Origin of the sequence: Pseudomonas sp. NFIX10, assembly GCF_900111955.1 — a bacterium.
Lineage (GTDB): Bacteria > Pseudomonadota > Gammaproteobacteria > Pseudomonadales > Pseudomonadaceae > Aquipseudomonas > Aquipseudomonas fluorescens_AA.
The window spans coordinates 18307-44427 of the sequence record NZ_FOKH01000008.1; the positions used below are offsets into that span (position 1 = coordinate 18307).

The 26121-nt window shown below is 62.4% G+C and carries 25 protein-coding genes; 7 read left to right on the forward strand and 18 right to left on the reverse strand.

All coding sequences use genetic code 11. From position 1 onward, the window contains the following. Positions 1-94: 94 nt before the first annotated feature. On the forward strand, positions 95-799 hold the full coding sequence (locus BM321_RS09410; RefSeq protein WP_003183149.1) for a YebC/PmpR family DNA-binding transcriptional regulator: 705 nt from the start codon (positions 95-97) through the stop codon (positions 797-799). Between the two features lie 190 nt (positions 800-989). Here the strand turns inward: BM321_RS09410 and BM321_RS09415 are convergent, their stop codons facing one another. From BM321_RS09415 to BM321_RS09450, 8 genes are all read right to left on the reverse strand, one after another. After that, entirely contained in the window at positions 990-2315 is a 1326-nt protein-coding gene (locus BM321_RS09415; protein WP_092442300.1) for a leucine-rich repeat-containing protein kinase family protein, read from the reverse strand. A gap of 230 nt (positions 2316-2545) precedes the next feature. Then, positions 2546-3607 carry an ABC transporter substrate-binding protein gene (locus tag BM321_RS09420; RefSeq protein ID WP_092442301.1) on the reverse strand — a complete coding sequence of 354 codons (1062 nt, stop codon included), beginning with the start codon at positions 3605-3607 and terminating at the stop codon, positions 2546-2548. Between the two features lie 18 nt (positions 3608-3625). Continuing rightward, positions 3626-4741 (reverse strand): NAD(P)/FAD-dependent oxidoreductase, encoded by a 1116-nt coding sequence (locus BM321_RS09425; RefSeq protein WP_092326835.1) that lies wholly within the window; start codon positions 4739-4741, stop codon positions 3626-3628. Further along, complete coding sequence (locus BM321_RS09430) at positions 4738-6093, reverse strand: FAD/NAD(P)-dependent oxidoreductase (RefSeq protein ID WP_092442302.1); 1356 nt, start codon at positions 6091-6093, stop codon at positions 4738-4740. The genes BM321_RS09425 and BM321_RS09430 overlap by 4 nt, the downstream gene beginning before the upstream one ends. Before the next feature lie 301 nt (positions 6094-6394). After that, positions 6395-6685: a (2Fe-2S)-binding protein gene (locus tag BM321_RS09435; protein ID WP_092442303.1), complete on the reverse strand. Its 291-nt coding sequence runs from the start codon at positions 6683-6685 to the stop codon at positions 6395-6397. 7 nt (positions 6686-6692) lie between these two features. Further along, positions 6693-7487, reverse strand: coding sequence for an ABC transporter permease (locus BM321_RS09440; RefSeq protein ID WP_072405341.1), 795 nt, complete (start codon positions 7485-7487; stop codon positions 6693-6695). Between the two features lie 6 nt (positions 7488-7493). Further along, positions 7494-8363 carry an ABC transporter permease gene (locus tag BM321_RS09445; protein WP_092442304.1) on the reverse strand — a complete coding sequence of 290 codons (870 nt, stop codon included), beginning with the start codon at positions 8361-8363 and terminating at the stop codon, positions 7494-7496. After that, positions 8360-9385, reverse strand: a complete 1026-nt coding sequence (locus BM321_RS09450) for an ABC transporter ATP-binding protein (RefSeq protein WP_092442305.1) — start codon at positions 9383-9385, stop codon at positions 8360-8362. The genes BM321_RS09445 and BM321_RS09450 overlap by 4 nt, the downstream gene beginning before the upstream one ends. Positions 9386-9630: 245 nt before the next feature. Here BM321_RS09450 and BM321_RS09455 point away from each other — a divergent pair, with 245 nt between their 5' ends. Beyond that, positions 9631-10467, forward strand: coding sequence for an IclR family transcriptional regulator (locus tag BM321_RS09455; RefSeq protein ID WP_092442306.1), 837 nt, complete (start codon positions 9631-9633; stop codon positions 10465-10467). 134 nt (positions 10468-10601) lie between these two features. On the opposite strand, the gene BM321_RS09460 is transcribed toward BM321_RS09455, so the two are convergent. Together BM321_RS09460 and BM321_RS09465 are read right to left on the reverse strand one after the other, a co-directional pair. Next, positions 10602-11354: an anti-sigma factor family protein gene (locus tag BM321_RS09460; RefSeq protein WP_092442307.1), complete on the reverse strand. Its 753-nt coding sequence runs from the start codon at positions 11352-11354 to the stop codon at positions 10602-10604. Then, a complete protein-coding gene (locus BM321_RS09465; protein ID WP_092197171.1) occupies positions 11351-11857 on the reverse strand; it encodes a sigma-70 family RNA polymerase sigma factor in 507 nt (168 codons plus the stop codon). Before BM321_RS09465 ends, BM321_RS09460 begins: the two co-directional genes overlap by 4 nt. A 167-nt stretch (positions 11858-12024) precedes the next feature. Between BM321_RS09465 and BM321_RS09470 the strand changes: the two genes are divergently transcribed. Then, entirely contained in the window at positions 12025-13107 is a 1083-nt protein-coding gene (locus BM321_RS09470) for a catalase family peroxidase (protein WP_092442308.1), read from the forward strand. Then, positions 13104-13640, forward strand: a complete 537-nt coding sequence (locus BM321_RS09475) for a cytochrome b (protein ID WP_092442309.1) — start codon at positions 13104-13106, stop codon at positions 13638-13640. Before BM321_RS09470 ends, BM321_RS09475 begins: the two co-directional genes overlap by 4 nt. A gap of 201 nt (positions 13641-13841) precedes the next feature. On the opposite strand, the gene BM321_RS09480 is transcribed toward BM321_RS09475, so the two are convergent. Together BM321_RS09480 and BM321_RS09485 are read right to left on the reverse strand one after the other, a co-directional pair. Further along, positions 13842-14993 (reverse strand): M14 family metallopeptidase, encoded by a 1152-nt coding sequence (locus BM321_RS09480; RefSeq protein WP_092326822.1) that lies wholly within the window; start codon positions 14991-14993, stop codon positions 13842-13844. A gap of 494 nt (positions 14994-15487) precedes the next feature. Continuing rightward, positions 15488-15829, reverse strand: a complete 342-nt coding sequence (locus BM321_RS09485; protein ID WP_092326820.1) for a DUF6124 family protein — start codon at positions 15827-15829, stop codon at positions 15488-15490. 130 nt (positions 15830-15959) lie between these two features. On the opposite strand from BM321_RS09485, the gene BM321_RS09490 reads away from it, so the two are divergent. Next, positions 15960-16607 (forward strand): LexA family protein, encoded by a 648-nt coding sequence (locus tag BM321_RS09490; RefSeq protein WP_092326818.1) that lies wholly within the window; start codon positions 15960-15962, stop codon positions 16605-16607. Positions 16608-16636: 29 nt separating this feature from the next. Here BM321_RS09490 and BM321_RS09495 read toward each other — a convergent pair whose 3' ends face one another. The 4 genes from BM321_RS09495 to BM321_RS09510 are packed head-to-tail and all read right to left on the reverse strand — an operon-like array spanning position 16637 to position 22200. Then, positions 16637-18586 carry an acetyl/propionyl/methylcrotonyl-CoA carboxylase subunit alpha gene (locus BM321_RS09495; protein WP_092442310.1) on the reverse strand — a complete coding sequence of 650 codons (1950 nt, stop codon included), beginning with the start codon at positions 18584-18586 and terminating at the stop codon, positions 16637-16639. Then, positions 18583-19404, reverse strand: a complete 822-nt coding sequence (locus tag BM321_RS09500; protein ID WP_092442311.1) for a gamma-carboxygeranoyl-CoA hydratase — start codon at positions 19402-19404, stop codon at positions 18583-18585. The genes BM321_RS09495 and BM321_RS09500 overlap by 4 nt, the downstream gene beginning before the upstream one ends. Before the next feature lie 13 nt (positions 19405-19417). Next, on the reverse strand, positions 19418-21025 hold the full coding sequence (locus BM321_RS09505) for a carboxyl transferase domain-containing protein (RefSeq protein ID WP_092442312.1): 1608 nt from the start codon (positions 21023-21025) through the stop codon (positions 19418-19420). An 11-nt stretch (positions 21026-21036) separates the two neighbouring features. After that, complete coding sequence (locus tag BM321_RS09510) at positions 21037-22200, reverse strand: isovaleryl-CoA dehydrogenase (protein WP_092442313.1); 1164 nt, start codon at positions 22198-22200, stop codon at positions 21037-21039. A gap of 196 nt (positions 22201-22396) precedes the next feature. Between BM321_RS09510 and BM321_RS09515 the strand changes: the two genes are divergently transcribed. Next, on the forward strand, positions 22397-24094 hold the full coding sequence (locus BM321_RS09515; protein ID WP_092442314.1) for an AMP-binding protein: 1698 nt from the start codon (positions 22397-22399) through the stop codon (positions 24092-24094). 21 nt (positions 24095-24115) lie between these two features. Beyond that, entirely contained in the window at positions 24116-24505 is a 390-nt protein-coding gene (locus tag BM321_RS29680) for a hypothetical protein (protein WP_139230478.1), read from the forward strand. 237 nt (positions 24506-24742) lie between these two features. Here the strand turns inward: BM321_RS29680 and BM321_RS09520 are convergent, their stop codons facing one another. Both BM321_RS09520 and BM321_RS09525 read right to left on the reverse strand, forming a co-directional pair. Continuing rightward, positions 24743-25642: a hydroxymethylglutaryl-CoA lyase gene (locus tag BM321_RS09520; RefSeq protein ID WP_092442315.1), complete on the reverse strand. Its 900-nt coding sequence runs from the start codon at positions 25640-25642 to the stop codon at positions 24743-24745. 65 nt (positions 25643-25707) lie between these two features. Further along, a complete protein-coding gene (locus tag BM321_RS09525; RefSeq protein WP_072405324.1) occupies positions 25708-26109 on the reverse strand; it encodes a MerR family transcriptional regulator in 402 nt (133 codons plus the stop codon). Positions 26110-26121 lie beyond the last annotated feature (12 nt).

The following is a 26121-nucleotide window of genomic DNA, read 5'->3' on the forward strand; positions in this document are numbered from 1 at the left end:
GAATTTTTGGTCGATCAGCCGGTTTAGGCCGTATAAACTTGCGCCACAGCGCCGGCCGGCAGATGTCTCGGCGCGTCAGACAAGAGAGTGAGTAATGGGCGCACAGTGGAAGGTTAAACACAAAGAAGCGGCTGCCAACGCCAAGGGCAAGATCTTCGGCAAACTGGTGAAGGAAATCACCATTGCCGCGCGCAACGGTGCCGATACCGCGACCAACGCGCACTTGCGCCTGGTGGTCGAGCAGGCGAAGAAGGCCTCGATGCCCCGCGAGACCCTGGAACGCGCGATCAAGAAAGGTTCTGGCCAGCTCGGTGAAACCGTGCAATACCATCGCGTCACCTACGAAGGGTTCGCGCCGCACCAGGTGCCGCTGATCGTTGAATGCGTGACCGATAACATCAACCGTACCGTCGCTGAAATTCGCGTCGCGTTCCGCAAGGGCCAACTGGGCGCCTCGGGCTCGGTGGCGTGGGACTTCAACCATGTCGGCATGATCGAAGCCGCGCCGGACAGCCCGGACGCCGATCCGGAAATGGCCGCCATCGAGGCCGGTGCCCAGGATTTCGAGCCGGGCGAAGATGGGGCGACGTTGTTCCTCACCGATCCTGCCGACCTCGATGCCGTGCAGAAGGCTTTGCCGGAGCAGGGTTTCACCGTGTTGTCGGCCAAGCTGGGCTACCAGCCGAAAAACCCGGTCAGCGGCTTGACCGACGAGCAGATGGCTGAAGTCGAAGCCTTCCTCGAAGGCCTCGACAACCATGATGACGTGCAGGACATGTTTGTCGGGTTGGCGGGTTAAGCATTACCCCCCTGTAGCGAGGGGATTTATCCTTGGGTGCGGTTCACTCTGTGGGAGCAAGGCTTGCCCGCGATGTGCAGATCTCGTTTTTTTCAGAGACCGCGTCGTCTTCATCGCGGGCAAGCCTTGCTCCCACAGATGAATCCCCTCGTCACAATAAGTAGTGTGTTTGTTAGTTTGGGATGTTGGTTTAGTCGATGTGTTTGAACTCGCTGAGCAACCTTTCAATCTCGTCAAAACCCGGCCGTGCCAGCACCTCCGGCTGACAGCAGCGCGCCTCCAAATCTAGCAGCCATGCAAGATCCTGCGCACTGGGCGTCGGTTCGATCCGCGCCAGCAATTCCCCCAGCAAAATCCCGAAGGCCCGTACCTCGATGCGTTGCAGTGCGCGAGTTTGCACGGTGTCTGCAGTGGCGTGGAACGACGCCGCGCCAAAGTCTCCCAACAGGCAATCGCCCTGGTCGTTGCACAGGATATTGTGCCCGTACAGATCCCCATGGGTGATGCCCTGACGGTGCAGGTGCGCCGCCACCGAGGCGATGCCGTGGGCGATGCGCAAGGCCACCGGGGCGCTCAGGCGCAGTTCATCGGCGTACACGTCGCGGGTGCATGACGCCAGGCTCGGCAGCCCGGCGAGGTTGCGATAGCGGGGCTCGATCAGTGCCATGACCAGCCCGGCCTGTTGCTCGGGGTGCCCGGCGACCTGGCCCAACACGTCAATCAGGTTCGGGTGTCGACCGGCCGTGATGCAGGCATGCATTTCATGCAGGGGTGAGCCGTCGCTGGTCATCTGGCCTTTGTACAGCTTCACCGCGACGTTTCGCGCCACCTGGCCGGGCGCCTGCCAGAGCGCTTGATGAATCACTCCGGAGGCGCCTTCACCCAGTGGTCGTTGCAGTGTCAGTTGCGACCAGTCGATGGGCGTCGTGGTGTTCAAGGCTGCGGCACCGGCCTGGGTTTCCAGTGGGTTGCCGGCGTAGGCCAGCCAACTGAGGCTCGGCAGCTCCAGCAACCATTGCGGCAGTTCGGTCAGTTGGTTGGCGGCGATGCGCAGCAGTTCCAGGCGATGACATTGGCCCAGGCTCGCCGGTAACTGCTGCAAACGGTTGCCGGCCAGCATCAGTTTTTGCAGGTGCGGGCGTTGACCCAGCTCATCCGGCAAGTGGCTGACGTCGTTGTCGGTCAGAATCAGCCAGCGTAGCCGTGGTGGCAGCGCGGCGCCCGTGACGCGAGTGATGCGGTTGGCCTTGAAACCGACCATGGTCAATGCGCTGCAACGGCCCAGGCATTCGGGCAGTTCAGTGAAGCGGTTGTCGGAACAGAACAGCACGCGCAGGCGAGTCAGCCGATGCAGGTCGTCGGGCAGCGTGCCCAACTGATTGCCGCTGAGGTTGAGGATCTCGAGGGAATCGGCCAGCTCGAAGATTTCCCGGGGAAACTCCGTCAAGCCGCAGGCCAGGTCCAGCCGGGTGATGCCCGAGAGCTGGCCGGCGCGTAGTTGGGCGAGGGTGTGCATGGTAGGGTTCGCTGTCGATCAAGGGGGGCTGGCGCCCGTAGCCAGACAGTTAACCAATAATCAGCTCAGTACAACACCCTGTGGCGAGGGGATTTATCTGTGGGAGCAAGGCTTGCCCGCGATGAAGACGACGCGGTCTTTGAGAAAACGAGGCGCCTGCATCGGGCAAGCCTTGCTCCCACAGCAGTTTTTCCACAAAAGTGCTGCTCCGCTGGCCGCCGTCAATCGGGCTAGCGCTCGATGCTGCGGTTCCAACGGGCGTTCCAGGCCGGGCGTTGTTCGTTGACCTGGTCCCAATCCACGGCAATCGCTGTTTCCAGGTATTGCTTCATCGCCTCCACCTGACCACGGGTCTTGTCGGTGGTCGGGGTGTTGGGGTTGGAAGGGATCTGGTCGCCTTCTTCCAGGGCAATGGCCTGGGCTTGCGGGGTCAGCAGGAAAGCGGCGAGCTTTTGCGCCAGTTCCGGCTGGGTGTTTTGCGCGATGGTGCATTCGGCGACGTTGAGGACCACGGCGCCTTCCTTCGGCTGGGCATATTCGACGGGCATGCCCTTGAGTTTCAGCGCGGTCACCTGGGTCGGTGTCAGCGGGAACAGCGCGGCTTCGTCGGTCTGTAGCATTTCGGATATCTTCGCCGAGCTCGGGATGTACTCCAGCACGTTGCGCCCCACCGTGTTCGGCCACGCCTTGAAACCTGGCTCGACGTCGGTTTCGCTGCCGCCCTGGATCCGGTTGAACATCAAAAAGCCGTGCAGGCCGAAGGTGGACGAGGCCATCGACTGGAACACCACTTTGTCCTTGAAGCGCGGATCGGCCAAGTCCATCCATGAAGTGGGCGTACTCCAGCCTTTTTCCTTGAACAGCCGGGTGTTGTAGGCCAGCCCCGTCACCCCGAGGCTGACGGCCACGGCCTGATCCTTGATACGCCCCTTGGCCGGGATCTGCGCCAGGGTCGGGCTGTCCTCGAGCTTGTCGCACAGCCCCATGGCGATGGCGCGGTACATGATGCCGTCATCGAGGAACATCACGTGCATCTGCGGGTTGCCTTTGCTGGCCTGGACTTTCGCCAGGATGTCGGCGGAGGTACCGGGCACGATGACCACTTTGACATTGTTGGCTTTCTCGAACGCCGGCAAGACTTTGTCGGCGTAGAGCCGCTCCATGGTGCCGCCGTTCATGCCCAGGTAAAGCGTCGGCTCGGCCAACGCCTGGGTGACCGGGAGCAGGGCGCCCAGGCAAGCGGAACCCAGCGAACAGAAACCGAACAGTGCACTGCGTTTGACGTTATTCATTGGCGCGACCTTCCTCTATCAAGCAACGGAGATGGAGTGAAACCGGGTGATGGAAAACGCATCCAGCGGCGTGGTCGAAGCCCCGCTGCAGATGATCTCGGTGAGTGCCTGGCCCACCGCCGGGCCGATCTGGAAGCCCGCGCCGGCAAAGCCGAACGCGTGCAATAGACCGGGCTGGGTGCTGCTGTGGCCGATCACCGGTTGGCGATCGGGCAGGTAACCTTCGGTGCCGCTCCAGGTACGAATCGCCTGGGCGCCTTCCAGAAACGGGTAGAGCTCGACGGCCTGGCGCAGGATTGCCAGCACGGCGTTCTGGCCGGGCCGGGCGCGAGCGGCATCCAGGGCAAAACCTTGGCCGCCTCCCAGCACGCAATTGCCGCGCGAGACCTGGCGGGCGTAAATACCGCCGCCCTCGACGCCGGTGCTGGCGTCCATGACCAGGGGCAAGGGTTCGGTGACCAGCATCGCCGGATGCCCGGCGTGCATCGGCACCGCTTCGCCGAATTGCGCGGCGAACTGGCTGGCCCAGGCTCCGGCGCAGTTCAGCAGCCAGGGCGCGTGGAACGTCAGGCCCGTTGCGGTGTGTACGACAAAGCGTTGGCCATCGTGCGCCACGGTGCTGACGGTGCATTGTTCATGGACTTGCGCACCCTGCCGGCGAGCGGCCTGGGCGAAGGCGGGGGATACCAGGCGCGGATTGGCATGGCCGTCATCCGGGCACAGAGACGCCCCCACCGCGACGGCGCCGACCCACGGAAAACGCGCGCGCAGGGCCGTGCGATCGAGCAATTGCAGATCCAGGCCGAAGCCTTGGCTGGCGACGGCGTAGTCGTGCAGCGCTTGCAGGTCTCCAGCGCTGCGGGCCAGCTTCAGATGACCGCTGCGCCGGTACTCGCCGTCGATGCCGATCAACTGGGGCAACTGGCGCCAGATTTCATGGGCCCGTTGCGACAGGGGCAGTTGCGACAGCGGTCGGCCCTGGCGGCGCACACCGCCGTAGTTCACGCCGCTGGAATGCGAGCCGCAGAAGTCGCGTTCCAGCAACGCCACCCGGCGTCCGGCCTGGCTCAGGAACAACGCGGCCGAGGCGCCGACGATACCGCCACCAATGATCACTGCATCCACTTCGATCATGGCTCGACCTCCAGGCCGAACGGCACGGGCTTAATCGGTGCCTGGGCCCGCAAGCGGCCGAGGCTGGCGACGGCGCGGCCACTTTCGCAGGCAATGATTTCCGCGGCAGCGGCGCCGCACATCCGCCCCTGGCAGCGACCCATGCCGACCCGGCAATGGGCCTTGACCCGGTTGATCTCCCAATGGCCTTCGCCCACCACCCGGCGGATATCGCCAGCGCTGACTTCTTCGCAGCGGCAGATCATCAGGTGATCGGCAGCGTCGGCGGCCCAGTGTTCAGGAAAGGCAAAGGCGCGCTCCAGGCCTTCCCGGAATCGGCCGATGCGCTCAAGGGCTTCTTCCAGTTGCGTGCAACGCTGCGGGTCGGTCGAGTAGCCGAGGTCTTCGAGCAAGGCCAGGGCCGCCCGTTCACCGGCCATTTCCGCCGCGTCGGCGCCCATGATCCCGGCACCGTCACCGGCCAGGTAAATCCCCGGCACGCTGCTGCGCCCGGCGTGGTCTCGTTGGGGCAGCCAGGCGCGGTTGAGAGCGTTCCAGGTAAACGCGCAACCCAGCAGGTCGGCCAGTTGGGTTTCGCTGCGCAAGCCATGGGCGAAGGCCACTGCGTCACAATCGAGGGTGTGCTCGCCGCTTGCGTTGCGCCATTGCAGCGACTGCACTCGCCGTTCTCCGTCGAGACGCGTCAGGCTTGCGCCTTGATGCACGGCGATGCCGCGGGTGGCCAGCCAGGCGCGGTAGTACAGGCCTTTGGCGAGGGTGGCTGGTTGGACCAGCAGGCCGGGCAGGGCGCGGACTTGGGCGCTGAAGGGCGAACTGTCGAGCACGGCGACCACATTGGCGCCGGCCCGGGCGTATTGATAGGCCACCAGATACAACAAGGGACCGCTGCCCGCGAACACGACCCGTTCGCCGATGGCGCAGCCCTGGAACTTCAGGGCAATCTGCGCCGCGCCCAGGCTGTAGACCCCGGGCAGGGTCCACCCCGGCACGGGCAGGATCCGGTCGGTGGCGCCGGTTGCGACGATCACGCTGGCGTACTCGAGGCGGTCGGCGCGGCCTTCATGCAGGGTATCGAGCAGGCCGGCCTCGGCGTTCCACACCAAGGTGTCGGGGCGGTAATCGAGTTGTTCGCGCAATGCGTCGAGCGTCTGGTGGATGGCGTTGGCCTTGTGCGCTTCGAAGCCATAGAGCTTGCCAGGCGAGCGCTTGAAATTGGCCGGTTGGCGCCGATAGATCTGTCCGCCACCGCGAGCGGCTTCGTCCAGCAGGACCGGGTACAGGCCATGGGCGACCAGGGTCTGCGCGGCGCGGATACCGGCCGGGCCGGCGCCGATGATGGCGATCGGTTTCATCGCCACCTCACGGGCAGGGCCGGGGGATTTGTGGGGGTGTCGGAGCCGTCATCGCGAGCAAGCTCGCTCCCACAATAGATCGGTTGTGGCGTCTGGTTTTGTGCACGCCACGGTCCCCCTGTGGGAGCGGGCTTGCTCGCGATGACGGCGGCACATCCAACGACGGTTTCGGCAGATAGACCGCTTTCGCGAGCAAGCCCGCTCCCACATTTGATTTGGGGTGATGCTTTATCTTGTGCACGCCACAAATCCCCTGTGGGAGCGAGCTTGCTCGCGATGAGGCCATGCCTGTCGACAATGTTCATACCTGGCGCCCCGGTTCGCGGCTGATGTGCTGCCCGGCTTCCAGCAGGGTCGAGCAGGCGCGGACGCGGCGGCCGTCGCCCAGGCGCACCCAGCAGTCCTGGCAGGCGCCCATCAGGCAGAAGCCGGCCCGAGGCTCGGCGCTGAAGTCACTGCCGCGCAGGTGTTCGCCGCAGGTCAGCACGGCGGTCAGCAGCGTGTCCCCCAGCAACCCGGTGACGGGCTGGCCGTCGAGGATGAAGTCCAGGGCCGGGCGGTCGCCTTCGGCCAGTCGTTTCAGCAGTGCCATGACACCCTCATTGTTTGCCTACCAGGACCCGATCCAGGCCATAGACCCGGTCGAGCAGAATCATGGTCAGCGCGGTGAGCCCGATGACCAGCGCCGACACCGCCGCCATCATCGGATCGATGGATTCGGTGGCGTACACGTACATGCGCACCGGCAAGGTTTGCGTGGCCGGCGAGGTGACGAAGATCGACAGCGTGACCTCATCGAAACTGTTGATGAACGCCAGCAGCCAGCCCCCGGCGACCCCCGGCAGGATCATTGGTAAGGTGATTTGCCGGAACAGCGTGAAGCGCCCGGCCCCCAACGATTGCGCGGCCTGTTCGGCGCTGCGGTCCAGGCCGATGGCCGAGGCCAGCACCAGGCGCAGCACATACGGCGTGATCACCAGCACATGGGCGAAGATCAACCAGGCGAAACTGCCGTTCACGCCCATCAGCGCAAACAGACGTAGCAAGGCGACCCCCAGCACCAAGTGCGGAATGATGATCGGCGACAGGAACAGGCCGTTGAAGAAATCCCGGCCCGGGAACTCGAGCCGGGTGATCGCCAGGGCCGCCGGCACCGCAATCAACGTCGCCAGGGAGGCCGCGCAGAACGCCAGGACCAGGCTGTTGTAGAACGCGTCGACAAAATCCGCGCGCTCGAACACCGCGCGAAACCAGCGCAGGGAAAACTCGGTGGTCGGCAGGCTCAGGGTATTTTCCGGGGTGAAGGCGACGAGGCAGACCACCACCAGCGGCGCGAGCATGAAGACCACCACCAAGGCGTGGAACAGCAGCGCGAAAGGACCGTTTCTGGACATGACGAATTATCCCAATGACTTCTTGTAGCGGCCTTCGATCATCCGGTTCCACGACAGCATGATCAGCAGGTTGAGCAGCAGCAGCGCGACGGCGATGGCCGCGCCCATCGGCCAGTTCAGCTCCGACAGGTACTGGTCGTAGATCAACGTGGCGACCATCTTCAAGCGCCGTCCGCCGAGCAGGCCGGGAATCGCGAAGGAGCTGGCGGCGAGGCCGAACACAATGAGGGTGCCGGACAGCACGCCGGGCATGATTTGCGGCAGCACTACTTTGCGGATCACCGTGAACGGGCTCGCCCCCAGGGACAGCGCGGCCTGTTCGGCGGCCGGGTCGAGTTTCTGCAACGAGGTCCAGACTGGAATGATCATGAACGGCAACATCACGTGGACCAGGGCGATGACCACGGCGAACGGTGTATAGAGCAGCTTCACCGGCGCACCGCCGAAGGCTTGCAGGGCCTGGTTGACCAGGCCGTCGGCGCCGAGCAACAGGCTCCAGCCGAAGGCCCGCACCACCACCGAAATCAGCAGCGGCGTGAGAATCAGGATCAGGAAAGTCGAGCGCCACGGCGCGCCCATGCGGCTGAGGATGTACGCCTCAGGCACGCCGATCAGCACGCACAAAACAGTGGTCAGGGCGCTGATCCAGAATGTGCGCAAAAAGATCTCGTAGAAGTACGGATCACCCAGCAGGCTGGTGTAGTGCGCGAGGGTGTAGGCGTCGCCGTCGATGCCCGAGCTGTAGTCGAAGACGTTGAACGACAGGACCACGGTCAAGCCCAAGGGAATCACCAGCAAGCCCAGGTACAAGGCCAGGGCCGGCGCGGACATCAGGTAGCCTTGCCGACCACGGCGCATCGCATCGATCAGCTTCATGCCGGTACCTCGTCCACGCTCAGCACCCGCAGCAGTGCCGGATCCCAGTCCAGGCCCACCGCCGTGCCTTCGGCCAAGGGCGCCGAGCCGTCGTTGCGGCGCACCACGCAGAGTTCACCCAGGCCGGTGGACACGCCGTACAGCCATTGGCTGCCCAGGAAGAAACGGCTGACGAGGGTGCCTTGCAGTCGCCCTGAACCGGCTTCGCACAGGTCGATTTTTTCCGGGCGCAGGCTCAGGGTCAGCTCGCCATCGGCCTGGCCGCAGGCTTGAACGACGCCCGCACTGTCCCGCATGCCGGGCAGCAGGTTGGCTTTGCCGACGAAGCTGGAAATGAACTCGGTGCGCGGGTGCTCGTAAAGGGTGTACGGCGCGTCGATCTGGGTGATGCGCCCGGCCTGCATCACCACGACCCGGTCACTGATCGACAGGGCTTCGGACTGGTCGTGGGTCACCATCAGTGTGGTGATTCCGACTTCGCGCTGGATGCGGCGAATTTCGTATTGCATCTCTTCGCGCAAGTTGGCGTCGAGGTTGGACAGCGGCTCGTCGAGCAACAGCACCGGCGGTTCGATCACCAAAGCCCGGGCCAGTGCCACGCGTTGGCGCTGACCGCCCGAGAGTTCTCGTGGGTAGCGGTCGGCGTGGCGGTCCAGGCGGACCAGTTTCAACACCCGGTCCACCCGTTGTTGCAGTTCGGCGTAGGCCACTTTGCGCATGCGCAGACCGAAGGCGACGTTGTCCCTGACGGTCATGTGGGGGAACAGCGCGTAGCTCTGGAACACCACCCCCAGACCACGGCTGGCGGGCTTGGCGTGGGTAATGTCGCGACCGTCCAGCAGGATGCGCCCGCTGCTGACTTCGACGAAGCCGGCAATCATTTGCAGGGTCGTGGTCTTGCCGCAGCCGGAAGGCCCCAGTAGCGAGACAAACTCGCCTTTTTCCACCGACAGGTTGGTGGCGACCACGGCGTCGATGTCGCCGTAGCGTTTGCCAAGTCCTTCAAGTTGCACAAAAGCCATCGCTGCGCTCCACCTGGGATTGTTATGCGTCGCCGCAAGGGCGCGCTTTTTTATGGGCAGATACGAAAGGGTGCTGCTGGGGTGCGTTGGCGCTCGACTTTGAGTCGGCTGCCGCTGTTGTTCGAATCGCCCCTGTCTGGACGAAGAGTAGGACGAAGAATAGGATGGGCTCAATGGACTATTTCACTGAGATGAAGACTATTTTCAGTTTCATTCAGTGAGTAAATTTAATAATGAGAAATTGCATGGTTAATTCCATTAATCGGAATACTGACAAGAGCGAAGTGGGGGTCGGAGCGGTCTCCAGGCTGTTTGCCGTGTTGCGCAGCTTGGGTGACACCGCCGAGGGCGGTGAGCGAGTGACGCAATTGGCCCAGCGCATCGGCCTGTCCCAGCCCACCACGCATCGCTTGCTGCGCAGCCTGATGGACGAGGGCATGGTCGAGCAGGATGTCCGCAGCAAACGCTATCGCCTGAGCCTGGAGTTCTTCGCCCTGGCGGCCCGCGCCGGCAATACCGGCAACCTGCGCGACCTGGTACGCCCGGCCATGCTGCGGTTGTCGGCGTCCTTGGGGGACTCGCTGTTTTTGCTTGCCCGCAGCGGCTTCGATGCCATCTGCCTGGACCGCAGCGAGGGGCCGTTTCCGATCCGCACGTTCACTGGTGATATTGGAGGCCGCGTGGCGTTGGGCGTGGGGCAGGGCAGCCTGGCGATCCTGGCGTTCCTGCCGCAAGAGGAGCGCGACACGGTGATTCAATACAACCTGCCACGGCTTAAGGATTTCCATCTGTACGACGAAGTCTTCCTGCGTTCGGAGGTGGAGAACGTGCGCGCGCTGGGCTACGCCGGGCGCAACACCGGCGTATTGCAAGGCATGGCCGGGGTAGCCGTGCCGATCCTGGACCGTGATGGCCGGGCCGTGGCCGCCTTGAGCGTGGCAACCGTGAGCGACCGGTTGGGGCCCGATCGGCTGCCGACGGTGGTGGACATGCTCAAGCGCGAGGCGGCTCTGATCGGGCCGCGGATCAACCCGTTCGACCCGTTGCTGCGCAGGCCTTCGCAGGTGTTTGGGCAGGGGTGAACACTGCCTCAAGACCACCACTGATCCCCTTGTGGGAGCGAGCTTGCTCGCGATGGCGGTCGTTCAGTTAGCAATGATGTTGACTGACACACCGCTATCGCGAGCAAGCTCGCTCCCACAGGGATCTGCGCGGATCAGAAGTCCAATGTCTGCTTGAGTCTTTGCACCGTCGGCGTGTCACTCGGTATGACCATCGCGTAGTTGTAGCCCGGCCCGGACCAGTACTCGGCTTGCAACTCGCCGTCGCGGCGACTGCCCCGGGGCAGCAGGAAGTTTTTCGGGCCGGGCGGGCGCACGTAGAAACTGATTTTCTGACCGCTGGGGTCCTGATAGACCACCATCGCCGCCGCGCCTTGCTCGGTGCTGAGCAAACGCCCGCTGACCGGTTTGAAGCCGGCGCTGGACAGGTCGGGCAGCCGGTCGGCCTGGGTGAAGTAGCGGTCGAGCCAATCTTGCATGTGCTGCTCGTCGCCGGTCTGGTAATCGGCTGGAAGGATGCCCTGCTGGGCAATCAACCGGTACGCCTGGAGGGCATCGGCCATGGGCGCTGCGGTGCCGAGCAGGGTCATTTGCCGCGCCTGCCAGCCACCGAAGCCACCCACGCTGACCGCCAGCAACAACACCGCCGCGCTGGCCAGGTGGCGATGGGCGCGGTGTTTCAGACGCTGGCGAATCATGGCCGGGTCGAGGTCCGGGTTGGGCGGTTGTTGCAAGGTTCCGCTCAGGGCCGTGCGCAGGTGCTGCGCATCCTGTTGCCAGGCCCGGACGCGGGCGGCGACGTCGGGCTGGTTGGCCAGGTAGGTCTCGACCAGACGCCGGTCGGCCTCGCTCAGTTGGCGATCGACGTAGGCGTGCAGGTCGCTGTCGCTGGGGGGCATGCTGATCATTTGAGTATCCGCAGGGTGGGGCGGGTGATTTCGCCATCGCTGAGTTGGCGCAGGGCCTGGCGGGCGCGGGACAGGCGGGACATCACCGTGCCGGTCGGCACGCCGAGGATGTCGGCGACTTGCTGGTAACTCAAGCCTTCCACCGACACCCACAACAACAGCGCACGCTGTTCCGTGGTGAGCTGATCGAAGGCCTGCAAAGACGACTGGGCGATCACGCTGCGTTCGGCCGAAGGGTGGGCATCATCGCGGCCGGTGAAAAACTCCAGCATCCGCGCGTACCGACGGGAGCGGCGATGGCCGTCGAGAAACTGCCGATACAGGATCGAAAACAGCCAGGCCCGCAGATCGCCGTCCGGGCGCTTGTCGTGCCATTTGGACAACGCCCGTTCCAGGCACATTTGCACCAAGTCGTCGGCGTTGCTCGGGTTGCGCGTCAGCGACACGGCAAAGCGCCGTAGCCTGGGGATGAGTTCGCGCAACTGTTCGTCGAGTGCATTCATGGAAGGTGGTTTCTGTAGGCAGTCACTGCGCCGGGACTGGAAAGACGATCCGCGAACGAGATTATTCCAGTGCAGGAAAAATAAATACGAGGCGTGGGAATAAACCTGCCGGGCTTTCGTCTGACGTGTCCTTTCCAACAAATGGCCTCGAGCCCTGGAGCTTTCTCATGGTTGATCCTTCACCCTCGGCGAGCCGGCCGCCCTTGAGTGGCGCCGCCCTGACACTGCGCCTGAGCGGCATTGCCGTGATTGTTGCGGCGCTGGCCGGGCTGTTTGCCTACGTCAATGGCAGCCTTGACCCACAGCGCCTGACACCGGAAGCGCTGGTCAATGTCTTGGAAAAAAACAACGGCGTTCACCCGGGCTTTCGACGCAACCACTCGAAAGGAGTCTGCGTCGCGGGTTATTTCCAAAGCTCGGGCGAGGCCAGTGCCTATTCCAGCGCCCAGGTGTTCTCGCTGCCGCAAACGCCCGTGGTTGGGCGTTTCGCCTTGCCCAGCGGCAACCCTTATGCACCGGACGGCAGTGTGCCGATTCGCAGCCTGGCGCTGCGTTTTACCCAGGCCAACGGCCAGCAATGGCGCACCGGCATGAACAGCATGCCCGTGTTTCCGGTGGGCACCCCCGAAGCCTTCTACCAACTCCAGCAAGCCCAGTCGCCGGACCCTGCCACAGGGAAACCGAATCCCGCGGCCGTACCGGCGTTCTTTGCCGCGCATCCCGAAGCCGTGCCGTTCCTGCAATGGATCAAGACCGCCAAACCGTCGGCCAGCTATGCCACCGAAACCTACAACGGCATCAACGCCTTCTATCTGGTCAACCCCGCCGGGCAGCGCCAGGCCGTGCGCTGGGGCGTGGTACCGCTGAGCCAGGACGCTACCGATGCGACGCCACCCCAGGGCGCCGACTTTCTCGAGCAAGACTTGGCGAAGCGTCTCGCCGCCGGGCCGTTGCGCTGGCAACTGAACATCACCTTGGCCAACCCGGGGGACCCGGTGAACGACGCCAGCAAGGCCTGGCCCGCTGACCGCAAGGTACTCAACGCCGGCACGCTGGTGCTGGAGCGCACCCAGGCGCAGGACAACGGCGAATGCCGCGACATCAACTATGACCCGCTGATCCTGCCCCAAGGGATCGAAGGGTCTGACGATCCGCTGTTGGTCGCGCGTTCCGCTGCTTATGCCAGTTCCTATCTGCGCCGTACCAGCGAAGTGAGCCAATTGCCCGCCACCCAGGAGTCCCGCCCATGAGCGCCCCTCGTCACTTCGCACCGCTGGCTCGGCTGCTGCACTGGCTGATGGCATTGATGATCATCGCCATGCTGTTTATCGGCGCCGGCATGGTCGCTTCGGTGTCCGCACGCCATGAATGGCTGCTGCAGTTGCACAAACCATTGGGCATCGCGATTTTGCTGTTGGTGATCGTGCGCCTGGTGGTGCGTTTTACGACCCGCCAACCGCCGTTGCCGGCCGATCTGCCGGGCTGGCAGGTGCTGGCGGCAAACGCCTCCCACGTGCTGTTGTACGCCTTGATGCTGGTCCTGCCGCTGTTGGGCTGGGGCATGATTTCGGCGGCGGGGGATCCGGTGATGCTCGGTAACTGGCTGCAACTGCCCTCGATCCTGCCCGCCCACGCCCAGACATTCGCACTGCTGCGCAAAGCCCATGGGTACCTGGCTTACTTGTTGTTCCTGACGGTGCTGGTGCATCTGGCGGCGGCGCTGTTTCACGCGTGGGTGCGCCGGGATGAGGTGTTGGACAGTATGTTGCGCGGCAAGGGCTGAAGTTGGTGAACGACTCAAAATACTGTGGGAGCGAGCTTGCTCGCGATGACGGCAGCACAGCCAACATCTCTGCAAGCTGACCCGCCGCTATCGCGAGCGAGCTCGCTCCCACAGGGATTCAGGGGACTTAGATGAGGGTGGGAGCAAAGCTTGCTCCCACCCAGCGTGTTCACTTTGGATAGGGTTGATCAGGTCGTTGGATCAGCGCAATTCGTCAACCATGGCTTCGATGGTGCTCAACACATCCTTGCCCAGTTGCATCGAGCGTTTGCCGGACCAGCCGGTGATCGGGTTCGGGTGGTCGTCATGGTCCTTGAATGGCATTTCCAGGGTCAGGGACAGGCAGTCATATTTCTGCCCGACCGCGTTGCAGGCCAGGGTCATGTTGGCCTGGCCCGGTTCGTCGCGGGTGTAGCCGTGAGCGGTCTGGAAGTCTTTGGTCTGGTGCTTGAGATGGCTGCGAAAGCGCTCTTCGAGTTCGGCGATGCGCGGCGTGTAGCCCGGGTTGCCTTCGCAACCGGCGGTGAAGACATGGGGAATCTTCTCATCGCCGTGAGCGTCGAGGAACAGATCGACGCCGTACTTTTCCATTTGCTGCTGTACGAAAAAGACTTCGGGGCTGATTTCCGGACTGGCGTTCTGCCAGGCGCGGTTGAGGTCCTGGCCCATGGCGTTGGTCCGCAGATGACCGTGGAACGCGCCGTCCGGGTTCATGTTCGGCACCAGGTACAGGTCGGCCTTGGCGAGTAACCGGTTCAGTTGCCCATCGTCATGCTGCTGGAGGCGTTCGATCACGCCTTCCATGAACCACTCGGCCATGTGCTCGCCGGGGTGCTGTTGGGCGATGATCCAGATTTTGCGCCGGCCTTCGGCACCGCTGCCCTTGCGCAGCAATTGAATGTCACGGCCTTCCACGCTTTTGCCAACGGCCAATAGCTCGGTGCCGGCCTTGTGCTGCGCTTGTTCGATCAGCCAGTCATGACGGCCACGGCTGTAGGGTTCGAAGTAGGCGAACCAGGCGTGGGGTTGTTCGGCTTCCAGATGAAAGCGCAGGGCGTCGCCTTCAAACTGGGTCGGAATGCGGAACCAATTGACGTGATCGTAGGAGGCGACGGTCTGGTAGCCCGTCCAGGCCTTGTTGTAAGACGATTGACTGGCGTTGAGCAGGCGGAAGGAATGCTCCTGGCCGACGTGCAAGCCGCTGGCCTTGAAGTGGAACCACTGGAAATGGGCGCTGCGGGTATCGGGCCTGATCTTGAGCAACGACTGCAACGGGTTGCTGATGTCGACGACTTCGATGTTGCCGCTGTCGAAATTGGCGCTGATATCAAAGGAAGATTTAGCCACGGTCACGATTCCTGGAAAGGATTTTCATGGCCGTTACTTTACACGCAAGAAAGGGGAAGCCGGGACGATTTACGTCACGTAAACGAGGGGGCGTCCTCCCTGGACGCCGAGTCAGCTTAGAGAGTCTGCAATTGATTCTCAAGTGCTGGTCGTCGATAGTTTTCGCCCGTGTGGCGGGGGGACGCTTGTAAACGGATATTCATTTGCTATCATCGCCGCCACCGAATTGGCAGCATCCCGAAAGACTTCATTAGCCTGAAGACATAAGCCGAAAAATCGGCAAAAAAAGACCCGGCAAAAAGCCGGGTCAAAAACCGTGATTAGCCTGATGAGGAGATATTCCAGAAGTCCGACCTAAGGTCTTCTGGCCTATCGACTGATCTCGCGACCAGCTGATGCAATAATAATCATTATCATTTGCAAGTCAAATGGTTTTATCGCATCGATTGGAAAAAATTTCTCGTCCTCTGCGTTCGCGACGACATTCCCAAGGGTTACCGCTAGCGAGTAGGGTAGCCATCCAGGGATCGGTCAAGCATTACCTTGACCAGATCGATCATGTGCACCACCGAAAATGCCAGGTCACGGCTCGAACCATTTAACTGGTTGGCCGACTCATGGGCGGTCGCCGCTGCACAGCGCAGCAGGTCGCACGCATGGACAAGGGCTTCTTCCGCGCTGACGCTGTGGCTGACCTCGAAAAAGCGATGTTCTGCCTGGGCTGGCGAAACACTTGGTTTCAAGTAGTAATCGAGGGCGCGTTTGGCCGCGGGGCAATCCTGCAATGAAGAGAACGTGCCGTCGAAAGGGCTGCTGGGCTGGTCTGTATTGGGTGTGTCCATGGTGATGAAAATCTCCGTGTGAGGGGCTGAAGACCTGAATCCAGAATAGTACTTATCGTAATTGTGACGATAATTTAAATACTACAATTTGTGTTTTGCGGGTCGGAGCCACCCACGTATCGTGCCGCACATGGATAAATGGATAGAGTTGGTCAAGGCCAAGATGAAGGAGCTGCGCATCACGCAAGTGGTGCTCGCAGAGCGGTTGGGAATGTCCCAGGGCGGCGTCGGCCATTGGCTGACCAAGCGCCGGCAGCCCAGTGTCGACGACATGAACCGGGTCCTGCGGGAGCTGGGGCTGGAGTTTCTGGAAGTGGCCATGGTGATCCGCGAGCCGGACACCTCCACCGAAGAAGGCATGGCCCTGGCGCAGAAGTACAACCCGTACTTCCGTTACCCGGTCAGTGAGTGGCACGAGGTTGGCGAGGTTCGCGAAGGCGATCCCGGCGCCTACAGCCAGGCGCGCTACGAACTGACGGACTACCACGCCCGGGGCGATGCATTCTGGCTGGTGGTGGTGGGCGATGCGATGACCGCACCCAATGGGTTGAGCATTCCCGAGGGCATGTCGATCCTGGTGGATCCGGCCATCGAAGCGGTGCCCGGCAAACTGGTGGTCGCCTGCCTGCCCGGCAGCAGTGACGCGACCTTTCGCAAATTGATCGAAGAGAGCGGGCAGCGTTACCTGGTTCCGCTCAATCCGACTTACCCGAAAAACCTGTACACCGAGCAATGCCGCATCATCGGTGTGGTGGTGCAGGCCACCATCAGGTTCTGACTGGATCGGCCCTGGGAGCGGGCCGATTCCTATTCTTCGAACGCCACCAGGGCACTGCCCTCGCTGACCATGTCGCCTTCCTGGCAATACAGCGCCTTGATCACACCGGCCTTGGGCGCACGAATGCTGTGCTCCATTTTCATGGCCTCCAGTACCACCAGTTGAGCCCCGGCTTCCACTGTCTGGCCGACACTCACCAAGACCCGCACGATGCTGCCGTTCATGGGCGCGGCCAGGCCGCCTTGATGGCTGTGGCTGGCTTCGGCGGCGGCCAGCGGGTCGTACAGGTCGATCCGATGGAAGTCACCTTCCCACTGCAGATACAGGCTGTCGACCTGGCGAATGGCCCGATGGCTGCGGCGCACACCGTGATGCTCGATCGTCAGTCGTTCACCCTTGAGTTCCGCGCAATGGGCTGTGACGTCCAGCGTCAGCGCACGATCCTGACCTTCACAGCTCAGGTGCAAGGTGGTTTCCCTCGGCAACCCCAGGCGCATCCCGGTGGTGCTGGCCCACGGTGAACTGGTGTCATCGCCGCGTACGTGCGGTGCCAGGCTCAAGGCGACCCCTTGGGCGGCGGCGAACCAGAACGCGTCATCCAATTCACCGGGCTCTGGCAGTAATTGCGTCTGGTAACGTGGGATAAATCCGGTGTCCAGCTCTGCCGCCGCGAAGGCGGGATGGGCGACGATTCGGCGCAGAAAACCGATATTGGTTTTCAGCCCGCCAATGGCAAATTCATCGAGCATGCTCAACAGCCGCAGGCGCGCCTGCTCGCGGTCTTCACCCCAGGCAATCAGCTTGCCGAGCATCGGGTCGTAGAACGGCGAGATTTCATCGCCTTCTTCGACCCCGCTGTCGACCCGCCGACCCGGCCCCTCGGCCGACTCGCGATACAACGCCAGGCGTCCGGTGGCCGGCAGGAAATCGTTGACCGGGTCTTCGGCATACAGCCGCACTTCGATGGCGTGACCGAGCAACGGCACTTGCGCTTGAGTGATGGGCAATGGCTCGCCTTGAGCGACGCGGATCTGCCAAGCCACCAGGTCGAGCCCGGTGATCGCCTCGGTGACTGGATGCTCGACCTGCAACCGAGTGTTCATTTCCATGAAGAAAAATTCGCCCCGGGCATCCAGCAGGAACTCCACCGTACCGGCCCCGACATAACCGATCGCCTGGGCCGCGCGCACGGCGGCTTCCCCCATCGCCCGGCGCAGTTGCGGGGTCAGGCCGGGGGCGGGGGCTTCCTCCACGACTTTCTGGTGGCGGCGTTGGATCGAGCAATCGCGCTCGTTGAGGTACAGGCAGTTGCCGTGTTGATCGGCAAAGACCTGGATCTCCACATGGCGGGGTTTGAGCAGGTATTTTTCCACCAGCATCCGCGAATCGCCGAACGAGGACTGTGCTTCGCGCTGGGCCGAGGCCAGGGCTTCGGCCAGTTGGCTGACGTCCTCGACGACTTTCATGCCCTTGCCGCCACCGCCGGCAGTGGCCTTGAGCAATACCGGGTAGCCGATGCGCGCGGCGGCGTCGCGAAAGGTCTCCAGGTCCTGGGCTTCGCCGTGATAACCGGGCACCAGGGGCACGCCGGCGGTTTCCATCAGCGTCTTGGCCGCCGATTTGCTGCCCATGGCGTCGATGGCCGAAGCCGGCGGACCGAGGAAGATCAGCCCGGCATTTTCAATCGCCCGGGCGAATCCGGCGTTCTCGGACAGAAAGCCATAACCGGGGTGGATGGCTTGGGCGCCGCTGGCTTTCGCCGCGGCGATCAGTTTGTCGATTTGCAGGTAACTGTCGGCGGCCTTGCTGCCGCCCAGGTCGACGCGAATGTCGGCTTCACGGCTATGGCGGGCATCACGGTCGGTGGCGCTGTGTACGGCAACGGTGGTCAGGCCCATGGCCTTGGCGGTGCGCATGACGCGGCAGGCGATTTCGCCACGGTTGGCCACCAGCAATGTGGTGAGGGCAGGGGCGCTCATCGACGCGGCTCCTTGTTATTATTCGACTCGGCTTGCCAGTTCGGCGCACGTTTTTGCAGGAAGGCGCGCAGGCCTTCCTGGCCCTCCGGGCTGACGCGGATGCGGGCGATGGCGTTTTCGGTGTAGCGCCGCAGCGCCGGGGTAATGGCGCCGTTGCCGACTTCACGCAGCAGTTCCTTGCTGGCGCGCATGGCGGCCGGACTGTTGAGCAACAGGTTGTCGATCCACTGTTCGACCCGCTGGTCCAGGGTCTCGGCTGGGTAACTTTCCGACAGTAAACCGATCTCTTTCGCACGTTGCCCGTCGAAGCGTTCAGCCGTCAGGGCATAACGACGCGCCGCCCGTTCGCCGATGGCTTGCACCACGAACGGGCTGATCACCGCCGGTGCCAGGCCAATGCGCACTTCCGACAGGCAGAACTGTGCTTCATCGGCGCCAATGGCCATGTCGCAAGCACTGATCAGCCCCAGCGCGCCACCGAACGCCGCACCCTGGACGACGGCCAGCGTAGGAATTTTCAGTTTGGCGAGGTTGTACATCAGCTCTGCCAGTTCCCGGGCGTCATCGAGGTTGGTGTGGTAGTCGAGCTCGGCCGATTGCTGCATCCAGGCCAGGTCGGCACCGGCGCTGAAATGCTTGCCGCGACCGCGGATCAGCAGGAAGCGCAGGTTGGGATCGCTGCTGACGTGGTCCAGGGCGAGGATCAGTTCGCGGATCATTTCGGCGTTGAACGCGTTGTTTTTCGACTCGCGGCTGAGCCACAGGGTGGCAACGCCCCGTGGGTCGCTGTGCAGTTCGAGGGTATTGAAATTATCCATGGGCATTCCTCGTTTACATCCGGAACACGCCGAAGCGGCTCGGTTCGATAGGCGCGTTCAGTGACGCGGACAAGGCCAGGCCCAGTACATCGCGGGTCTGGGCCGGGTCGATGACGCCGTCGTCCCACAGCCGTGCGCTGGAATAGTAGGGGTGCCCCTGTTCTTCGTACTGATCGAGGATCGGTTGCTTGATCTCGGCTTCCTGCTCGGCGCTGAAGGGATGGCCGCTGCGTTCGACCTGTTCACGCTTGACCTGCACGAGCACGCCGGCCGCCTGCTCCGCACCCATCACGCCAATCCGCGCGTTTGGCCACATCCACAGGAATCGCGGGTCATAGGCGCGACCGCACATGCCGTAGTTGCCCGCGCCAAAGCTGCCGCCGATGATGACCGTGAATTTCGGCACTCGCGCGCAAGCCACGGCGGTGACCAGTTTGGCGCCGTGCTTGGCGATGCCGCCGGCTTCGTATTTCTGGCCGACCATGAAGCCGGTGATGTTCTGCAGGAACAGCAGCGGGATACCGCGTTGGCAGGCCAGCTCGATGAAATGCGCGCCTTTCTGCGCGGCCTCGGCGAAGAGAATGCCATTGTTGGCCAGGATCGCGACCGGGTAGCCATGCAAATGAGCGAAACCACACACCAGGGTCGTGCCGAACAGCGCCTTGAACTCATCGAACACCGAACCGTCCACCAGGCGCGCGATCACCTCCCGCACATCGAACGGCTGCTTGGCATCGGCCGACACCACACCGTACAGCTCGTCACACGAATACAGCGGGGCGATGGGCTGGCGTTGCTGCAGCTCACCGAGTTTGCGCCAGTTGAGGTTGGCCACGCTGCGTCGGGCCAGCGCCAGGGCATGTTCGTCGCTGTCGGCATAGTGATCCGCCACGCCGGAGATCTTGCAGTGCACATCGGCACCGCCCAGGTCTTCGGCACTGACCACCTCGCCGGTGGCGGCTTTCACCAACGGTGGGCCGGCGAGGAAAATTGTCGCCTGCTGGCGGACCATGATCGCCTCGTCCGCCATGGCCGGCACATAGGCACCGCCAGCGGTGCAGGAACCCATGACCACGGCGATCTGCGGGATGCCCTGGGCACTCATGTTGGCCTGGTTGAAGAAGATCCGGCCGAAGTGCTCGCGGTCCGGGAACACTTCATCCTGGCGCGGCAGGTTGGCGCCGCCGGAATCCACCAGGTAAATGCACGGCAGGCGATTCTGCTGGGCAATGGTCTGGGCGCGCAGGTGTTTTTTCACCGTCAGTGGATAGTAGGAGCCACCTTTGACCGTGGCGTCGTTGGCGACAATCATGCATTCGACGCCTTCCACGCGGCCGATGCCGGCAATCACGCCGGCCGCCGGCACGTCTTCGCCATAGACTTCGTGGGCCGCCAATGGGCTGATTTCCAAAAACGGCGAGCCCGGATCCAGCAGCCGGTTGATGCGTTCACGGGGGAGCAACTTGCCCCGAGAGGTGTGCCGCTCCTGGGCCTTGAGGCCGCCGCCCTGGCGGATTTGCGCGAACAGGGCGCGCAGGGCCTCGACGTGCCCGAGCATCGCCTCGCGGTTGGCGATGAACTCCGGCGAACGCGGGTTGAGCTGAGTGTGCAGCGTGGCCATGGTCAGCTCCGTTAGCGGGTTTCGTTGAACAGTTCGCGGCCGATCAACATCCGACGAATCTCACTGGTGCCGGCACCGATTTCGTACAGCTTGGCGTCACGCAGCAGACGACCGGCGGGGAATTCATTGATGTAGCCATTGCCCCCCAGGATCTGGATGGCGTCGAGGGCCATTTGCGTGGCGCGTTCGGCGCTGTAGAGGATCACCCCGGCGGCGTCCTTGCGGGTGGTTTCACCGCGCTCGCAAGCCTGGGCCACCGCATACAGGTAGGCGCGGCTGGCGTTGAGCTGGGTGTACATGTCCGCGACCTTGCCCTGGATCAGCTGGAATTCGCCGATGCTCTGGCCGAACTGTTTGCGGTCATGGATGTAGGGCACGATCAGGTCCATGCAGGCCTGCATGATCCCGGTCGGGCCGCCGGACAGCACCACGCGCTCATAGTCGAGGCCGCTCATCAGGACTTTCACGCCACCGTTGAGCGCGCCGAGGATGTTTTCTTCCGGCACTTCGACGTCATCGAAAAACAGCTCGCACGTGTTGGAGCCACGCATGCCGAGCTTGTCGAATTTGTTGCTGCGGCTGAAGCCTTTCCAGTCGCGCTCGACGATGAAGGCGGTGATGCCGTGAGGACCCTTTTCCAGGTCGGTCTTGGCATAGATCACGTAGGTGTTGGCATCGGGACCGTTGGTGATCCAGGTCTTGCTGCCGTTGAGCACGTAACGGTCGCCACGCTTGTCGGCTCGCAGTTTCATCGAAACCACGTCGGAGCCGGCGTTTGGTTCGCTCATCGCCAGGGCGCCGACGTGTTCGCCGCTGATCAGCTTGGGCAGGTACTTGGTTTTCTGTTCGTGATTGCCGTTGCGGTTGATCTGGTTCACGCAAAGGTTGGAATGGGCACCGTAGGAGAGGGCGACCGAGGCCGAGCCGCGGCTGATTTCTTCCATCGCCACCACATGGGCCAGATAGCCCAGGCCAGCGCCGCCGTATTCTTCCGGTACGGTGATGCCCAGCAGGCCCATGTCACCGAACTTGCGCCACATGTCGGCGGGAAACAGGTTGTCGATATCGATCTGCGCTGCGCGGGGTGCCAGTTCGGCCTTGACGAAGGCCTGCACCTGGTCGCGCAGCATGTCGATGGTTTCGCCGAGGGCAAAGTTCAGGGATGGGTAGCTCATGGGACACCTTTGGCTTTTTTATCGGGTGCGGAGAACGGGGAGTGGCTCTCACCTTTACGTTAACGTAAGCCTGCGGCGAGAAGCTGTCAATCGTCCTTTACGTTAACGTCAACTTGGGCCAGAGTTAGTGCCCAGAAAGGTATGTTGTTGCATCAGGTTACCGCCACACCCACTAATAAAGACAAGAGGGGGCGTTATGGATCAACCCGGTTCGCGTTCGCAGCTCAGCTACACCCGTGGTTCCTCGGCCAAGGCCTTGCTGGCCCAAACCATCGGCGAGGTTTTCGACCAGACGGTGGCCCTTTATCCGGAGGGTGAGGCGTTGGTGGTTCGCCATCAATCGCTGCGCTATACCTGGCGACAACTGGCCGAGGCCGTCGATCTGCATGCCCGAGCCCTGTTGGCGCTAGGCTTGAAAACCGGTGATCGCCTCGGTGTATGGGCGCCCAATTGCGCCCAGTGGTGTATCAGCCAGTTCGCCAGTGCGAAGCTCGGTGTGATTCTGGTCAACATCAATCCGGCCTATCGCGTTTCCGAACTCGAATACGTGCTCAAACAATCCGGATGCCAATGGCTGGTGTGCGCCGGCGCGTTCAAGGCCTCGGATTATCACGCCATGCTGCAAGCGCTGGCACCGGAGCTGGCGGAGCAATCGATCGGCCATCTGCAAAGCGAGCGCCTGCCGGGGTTGCGCGGTGTGATCAGCCTCGACTCCCAGCCACCGACAGGCTTCCTGCCCTGGTCGCAACTGGCCGCCCTGGGCGCGGCGGTGACGCCTGGACAACTGGCCGAGCGCCAATCCAGCCTGCGGTTCGATCAGCCGGTGAATATCCAGTACACCTCCGGCACCACGGGCTTTCCCAAAGGCGCAACCCTCAGCCATCACAACATTCTCAACAACGGTTACATGGTTGGCGAGAGCCTGGGCCTGACGGCTGGCGACCGGCTGGTGATCCCGGTGCCGCTCTACCATTGTTTCGGCATGGTCATGGGTAACCTGGGCTGCATGACCCATGGCAGCACCATGATCTACCCCAACGATGCCTTCGACCCATTGCTGACCCTCAAGGCCGTGGCCGAGGAAAAAGCCACTGCGTTGTATGGCGTGCCCACGATGTTCATTGCCCTGCTGGACCAGCCGCAGCGGGACGACTTCGACCTGTCCAGCCTGCGCACGGGCATCATGGCCGGGGCCACCTGTCCCATCGAAGTGATGCGACGGGTCATCAACGAAATGCACATGGCCGAAGTGCAGATTGCCTACGGCATGACGGAAACCAGCCCGGTGTCGTTGCAGACCGGTCCTTCAGACGAACTGGAGCTGCGTGTAACCACCGTCGGCCGCACCCAGCCGCAGCTGGAAAGCAAGATTATCGATGAGGCGGGCAATCTCGTCCCGCGTGGCGCTGTCGGCGAATTGTGTACCCGTGGCTACAGCGTGATGCTCGGCTACTGGAACAACCCCAAGGGCACCGCCGATGCCATCGACACGGATGGCTGGATGCACACCGGCGACTTGGCGACCATGGATAAGCAGGGCTACGTCTGCATTGTCGGGCGCAACAAGGACATGATCATCCGTGGCGGGGAGAATATTTACCCCCGTGAGCTGGAGGAGTTCTTCTTCACCCACCCGGCGGTGGCGGACGTGCAAGTGATCGGCATCCCGTGTTCACGCTATGGCGAAGAAATCGTGGCGTGGATCAAGCTCCATCCTGGCCACAGCGTCAGTGAGCAAGAGCTGCAAGACTGGTGCAAGGAGCGCATCGCCCATTTCAAGACGCCGCGTCATTTCAAATTCGTCGAAGAATTTCCCATGACAGTCACCGGCAAGGTCCAGAAATTTCGCATGCGCGAGATCAGTATCGAAGAACTGCGCGATAGCGACGGCTGAGGTACATCTGTGGGAGCGGGCTTGCTCGCGAAGACGGTGGCATGGTCAACATTTATGTCGCTTGGTACACCGCTTTCGCGAGCAAGCCCGCTCCCACAAGAAAAATCCAAACGGCAGAAGCACAAAGGGGAGCCGAAGCTCCCCTTTAATTTTGTCGTCGCGTGCTCTTTTTTATTATTGAGGGGCGGCCTGTTGTTGTTTTTGGTAGCCGTGGCCCTTTACCGCTGTTTTTGGCGATCCCCATCCGGGATCAAGAGCAAACGTATTTTTTTGAGCGCTGACCTGCTTTTTCGCCTGGCGATCCAACCGATTCGGGAGCTACCTGAAGGTAGTTTTATTGTTCTCTGCCCGGTTGCGGGTTGCTCCTGGAAGCACCCTGAAAAGCACATCTTCTCCAAAAAAATCTGTTAGCTGCGTCTCTGCCGTGTTGTTTTTGTTATATCAGAGTCGTTTCGTCTTGTTTTTATTGGGTTTGCTGCGTTTTTTTATTCTTGTTATGCAAGAGATATAGCAGGTGGCGTGCCAACTTTTAAAAAACCATATAAATCAAACAGTTATGATTTTTTCCTGAAAAGCCTGACCGGCCAAACCTGACAAATTGTTTCCGTGTTACTCGTTTCGCCCCTGTTACAAAGCTGGCGGTAACACTCAGTGTGCGTTGCGGGCCTTGGCCACGCGCGAACCCGTCGGGCGGCCGAGCACATCACAAATCTGCCGACCCGCGGCGATCAGTGCGTCCAGGTCGACACCGGTTTCGATACCCAACCCATCGAGCAGGTACAGCACGTCTTCGGTGGCGACGTTACCGCTGGCGCCCTTGGCATACGGGCAACCACCAAGGCCGGCGATGGAGCTGTCGAACACCGCGATGCCTTCCAGCAGGCTGGCGTAGACATTGGCCATGGCCTGGCCGTAGGTATCGTGGAAGTGTCCAGCGAGTTTGTCCCGGGGCACCTCGGCGCCTACCACTTCGAAGAGCCTGCGCGTGGCGCCAGCGGTACCTGTGCCGATGGTGTCGCCCAGGGAGACCTCGTAGCAGCCCATCGCATGCAGCTCCCGGGCGACCCACGCCACTTGCTCAGGCTTGACCGCCCCTTCATAGGGGCAACCCAGCACGCAGGACACGTAGCCGCGCACACTGACACCGTGCTGTTTTGCGGCCGCCATGATCGGCGCGAAGCGCTCCAGGCTGTCCTTGATGGAGCAGTTGATGTTGCGCTGGGAAAACGCTTCGGACGCGGCGGCGAACACCGCCACCTCTTTCACGCCCGCCGCCAGCGCATCTTCAAACCCCCGCAGGTTCGGCGCCAGGGCGCCATAGGTCACACCGGGCTTGCGCTGGATCTGCGCGAACACCTCGGCGGACCCGGCCATTTGCGGCACCCACTTGGGCGAGACGAAACTGCCGACCTCTATATAGCCCAGGCCGGCGGCGCTCAGGGCATCCACCAGGCGCACCTTGTCGGCGACGCTGATGGGTTGTGCTTCGTTCTGCAGTCCGTCGCGGGGACCGACTTCGATCAAGCGTACAAAGGAGGGGAGGGACATGGGGATTGACCTGTAGTGAGTTGCCAATATGTCGAGCGCAATGATGAACCCATTGTGGGAGAGTGTTACTGGACGATTTCCTCGCCCTCGATCGTCTGCTCCAACGCCTGGATACAGCGTTCTTCGGCGGTGTCGAGTTCCAGCTTCATCTGTTCGATGTCCAGCAATTGCTGTTCGAGCTGTTCCCGGCGCTCGGCGATTTTCGCCAGCATGCTGTGCAGCTGCTTCTGATTGCCGCTGGAGGGGTCGTAGAGTTCGATCAACTCGCGGCACTCGGCCAGGGAAAAGCCAATGCGCTTGCCGCGCAGGATCAGCTTCAGGCTGACCTTGTCCCGCGGCGAATAAATGCGCTCCTGGCCCCGTCGCTCCGGGCTCAACAGGCCTTGTTCCTCATAGAAACGGATGGCCCGGGTGGTGATATCCAATTCGCGGGCGAGGTCGGAGATGCTGTAGGTCTGGCTGCTCATGGAAGCGCTCGA

Excerpts from the sequence above, each read along its gene's own strand:
- BM321_RS09410 (WP_003183149.1), top strand. The coding sequence starts at position 95 with ATGGGCGCACAGTGGAAGGTTAAACACAAAGAAGCGGCTGCCAACGCC.
- BM321_RS09415 (WP_092442300.1), bottom strand. The coding sequence starts at position 2,315 with ATGCACACCCTCGCCCAACTACGCGCCGGCCAGCTCTCGGGCATCACC.
- BM321_RS09420 (WP_092442301.1), bottom strand. The coding sequence starts at position 3,607 with ATGAATAACGTCAAACGCAGTGCACTGTTCGGTTTCTGTTCGCTGGGT.
- BM321_RS09425 (WP_092326835.1), bottom strand. The coding sequence starts at position 4,741 with ATGATCGAAGTGGATGCAGTGATCATTGGTGGCGGTATCGTCGGCGCC.
- BM321_RS09430 (WP_092442302.1), bottom strand. The coding sequence starts at position 6,093 with ATGAAACCGATCGCCATCATCGGCGCCGGCCCGGCCGGTATCCGCGCC.
- BM321_RS09435 (WP_092442303.1), bottom strand. The coding sequence starts at position 6,685 with ATGGCACTGCTGAAACGACTGGCCGAAGGCGACCGCCCGGCCCTGGAC.
- BM321_RS09440 (WP_072405341.1), bottom strand. The coding sequence starts at position 7,487 with ATGTCCAGAAACGGTCCTTTCGCGCTGCTGTTCCACGCCTTGGTGGTG.
- BM321_RS09445 (WP_092442304.1), bottom strand. The coding sequence starts at position 8,363 with ATGAAGCTGATCGATGCGATGCGCCGTGGTCGGCAAGGCTACCTGATG.
- BM321_RS09450 (WP_092442305.1), bottom strand. The coding sequence starts at position 9,385 with ATGGCTTTTGTGCAACTTGAAGGACTTGGCAAACGCTACGGCGACATC.
- BM321_RS09455 (WP_092442306.1), top strand. The coding sequence starts at position 9,631 with ATGGTTAATTCCATTAATCGGAATACTGACAAGAGCGAAGTGGGGGTC.
- BM321_RS09460 (WP_092442307.1), bottom strand. The coding sequence starts at position 11,354 with ATGATCAGCATGCCCCCCAGCGACAGCGACCTGCACGCCTACGTCGAT.
- BM321_RS09465 (WP_092197171.1), bottom strand. The coding sequence starts at position 11,857 with ATGAATGCACTCGACGAACAGTTGCGCGAACTCATCCCCAGGCTACGG.
- BM321_RS09470 (WP_092442308.1), top strand. The coding sequence starts at position 12,025 with ATGGTTGATCCTTCACCCTCGGCGAGCCGGCCGCCCTTGAGTGGCGCC.
- BM321_RS09475 (WP_092442309.1), top strand. The coding sequence starts at position 13,104 with ATGAGCGCCCCTCGTCACTTCGCACCGCTGGCTCGGCTGCTGCACTGG.
- BM321_RS09485 (WP_092326820.1), bottom strand. The coding sequence starts at position 15,829 with ATGGACACACCCAATACAGACCAGCCCAGCAGCCCTTTCGACGGCACG.
- BM321_RS09490 (WP_092326818.1), top strand. The coding sequence starts at position 15,960 with ATGGATAAATGGATAGAGTTGGTCAAGGCCAAGATGAAGGAGCTGCGC.
- BM321_RS09495 (WP_092442310.1), bottom strand. The coding sequence starts at position 18,586 with ATGAGCGCCCCTGCCCTCACCACATTGCTGGTGGCCAACCGTGGCGAA.
- BM321_RS09500 (WP_092442311.1), bottom strand. The coding sequence starts at position 19,404 with ATGGATAATTTCAATACCCTCGAACTGCACAGCGACCCACGGGGCGTT.
- BM321_RS09505 (WP_092442312.1), bottom strand. The coding sequence starts at position 21,025 with ATGGCCACGCTGCACACTCAGCTCAACCCGCGTTCGCCGGAGTTCATC.
- BM321_RS09510 (WP_092442313.1), bottom strand. The coding sequence starts at position 22,200 with ATGAGCTACCCATCCCTGAACTTTGCCCTCGGCGAAACCATCGACATG.
- BM321_RS09515 (WP_092442314.1), top strand. The coding sequence starts at position 22,397 with ATGGATCAACCCGGTTCGCGTTCGCAGCTCAGCTACACCCGTGGTTCC.
- BM321_RS09520 (WP_092442315.1), bottom strand. The coding sequence starts at position 25,642 with ATGTCCCTCCCCTCCTTTGTACGCTTGATCGAAGTCGGTCCCCGCGAC.
- BM321_RS09525 (WP_072405324.1), bottom strand. The coding sequence starts at position 26,109 with ATGAGCAGCCAGACCTACAGCATCTCCGACCTCGCCCGCGAATTGGAT.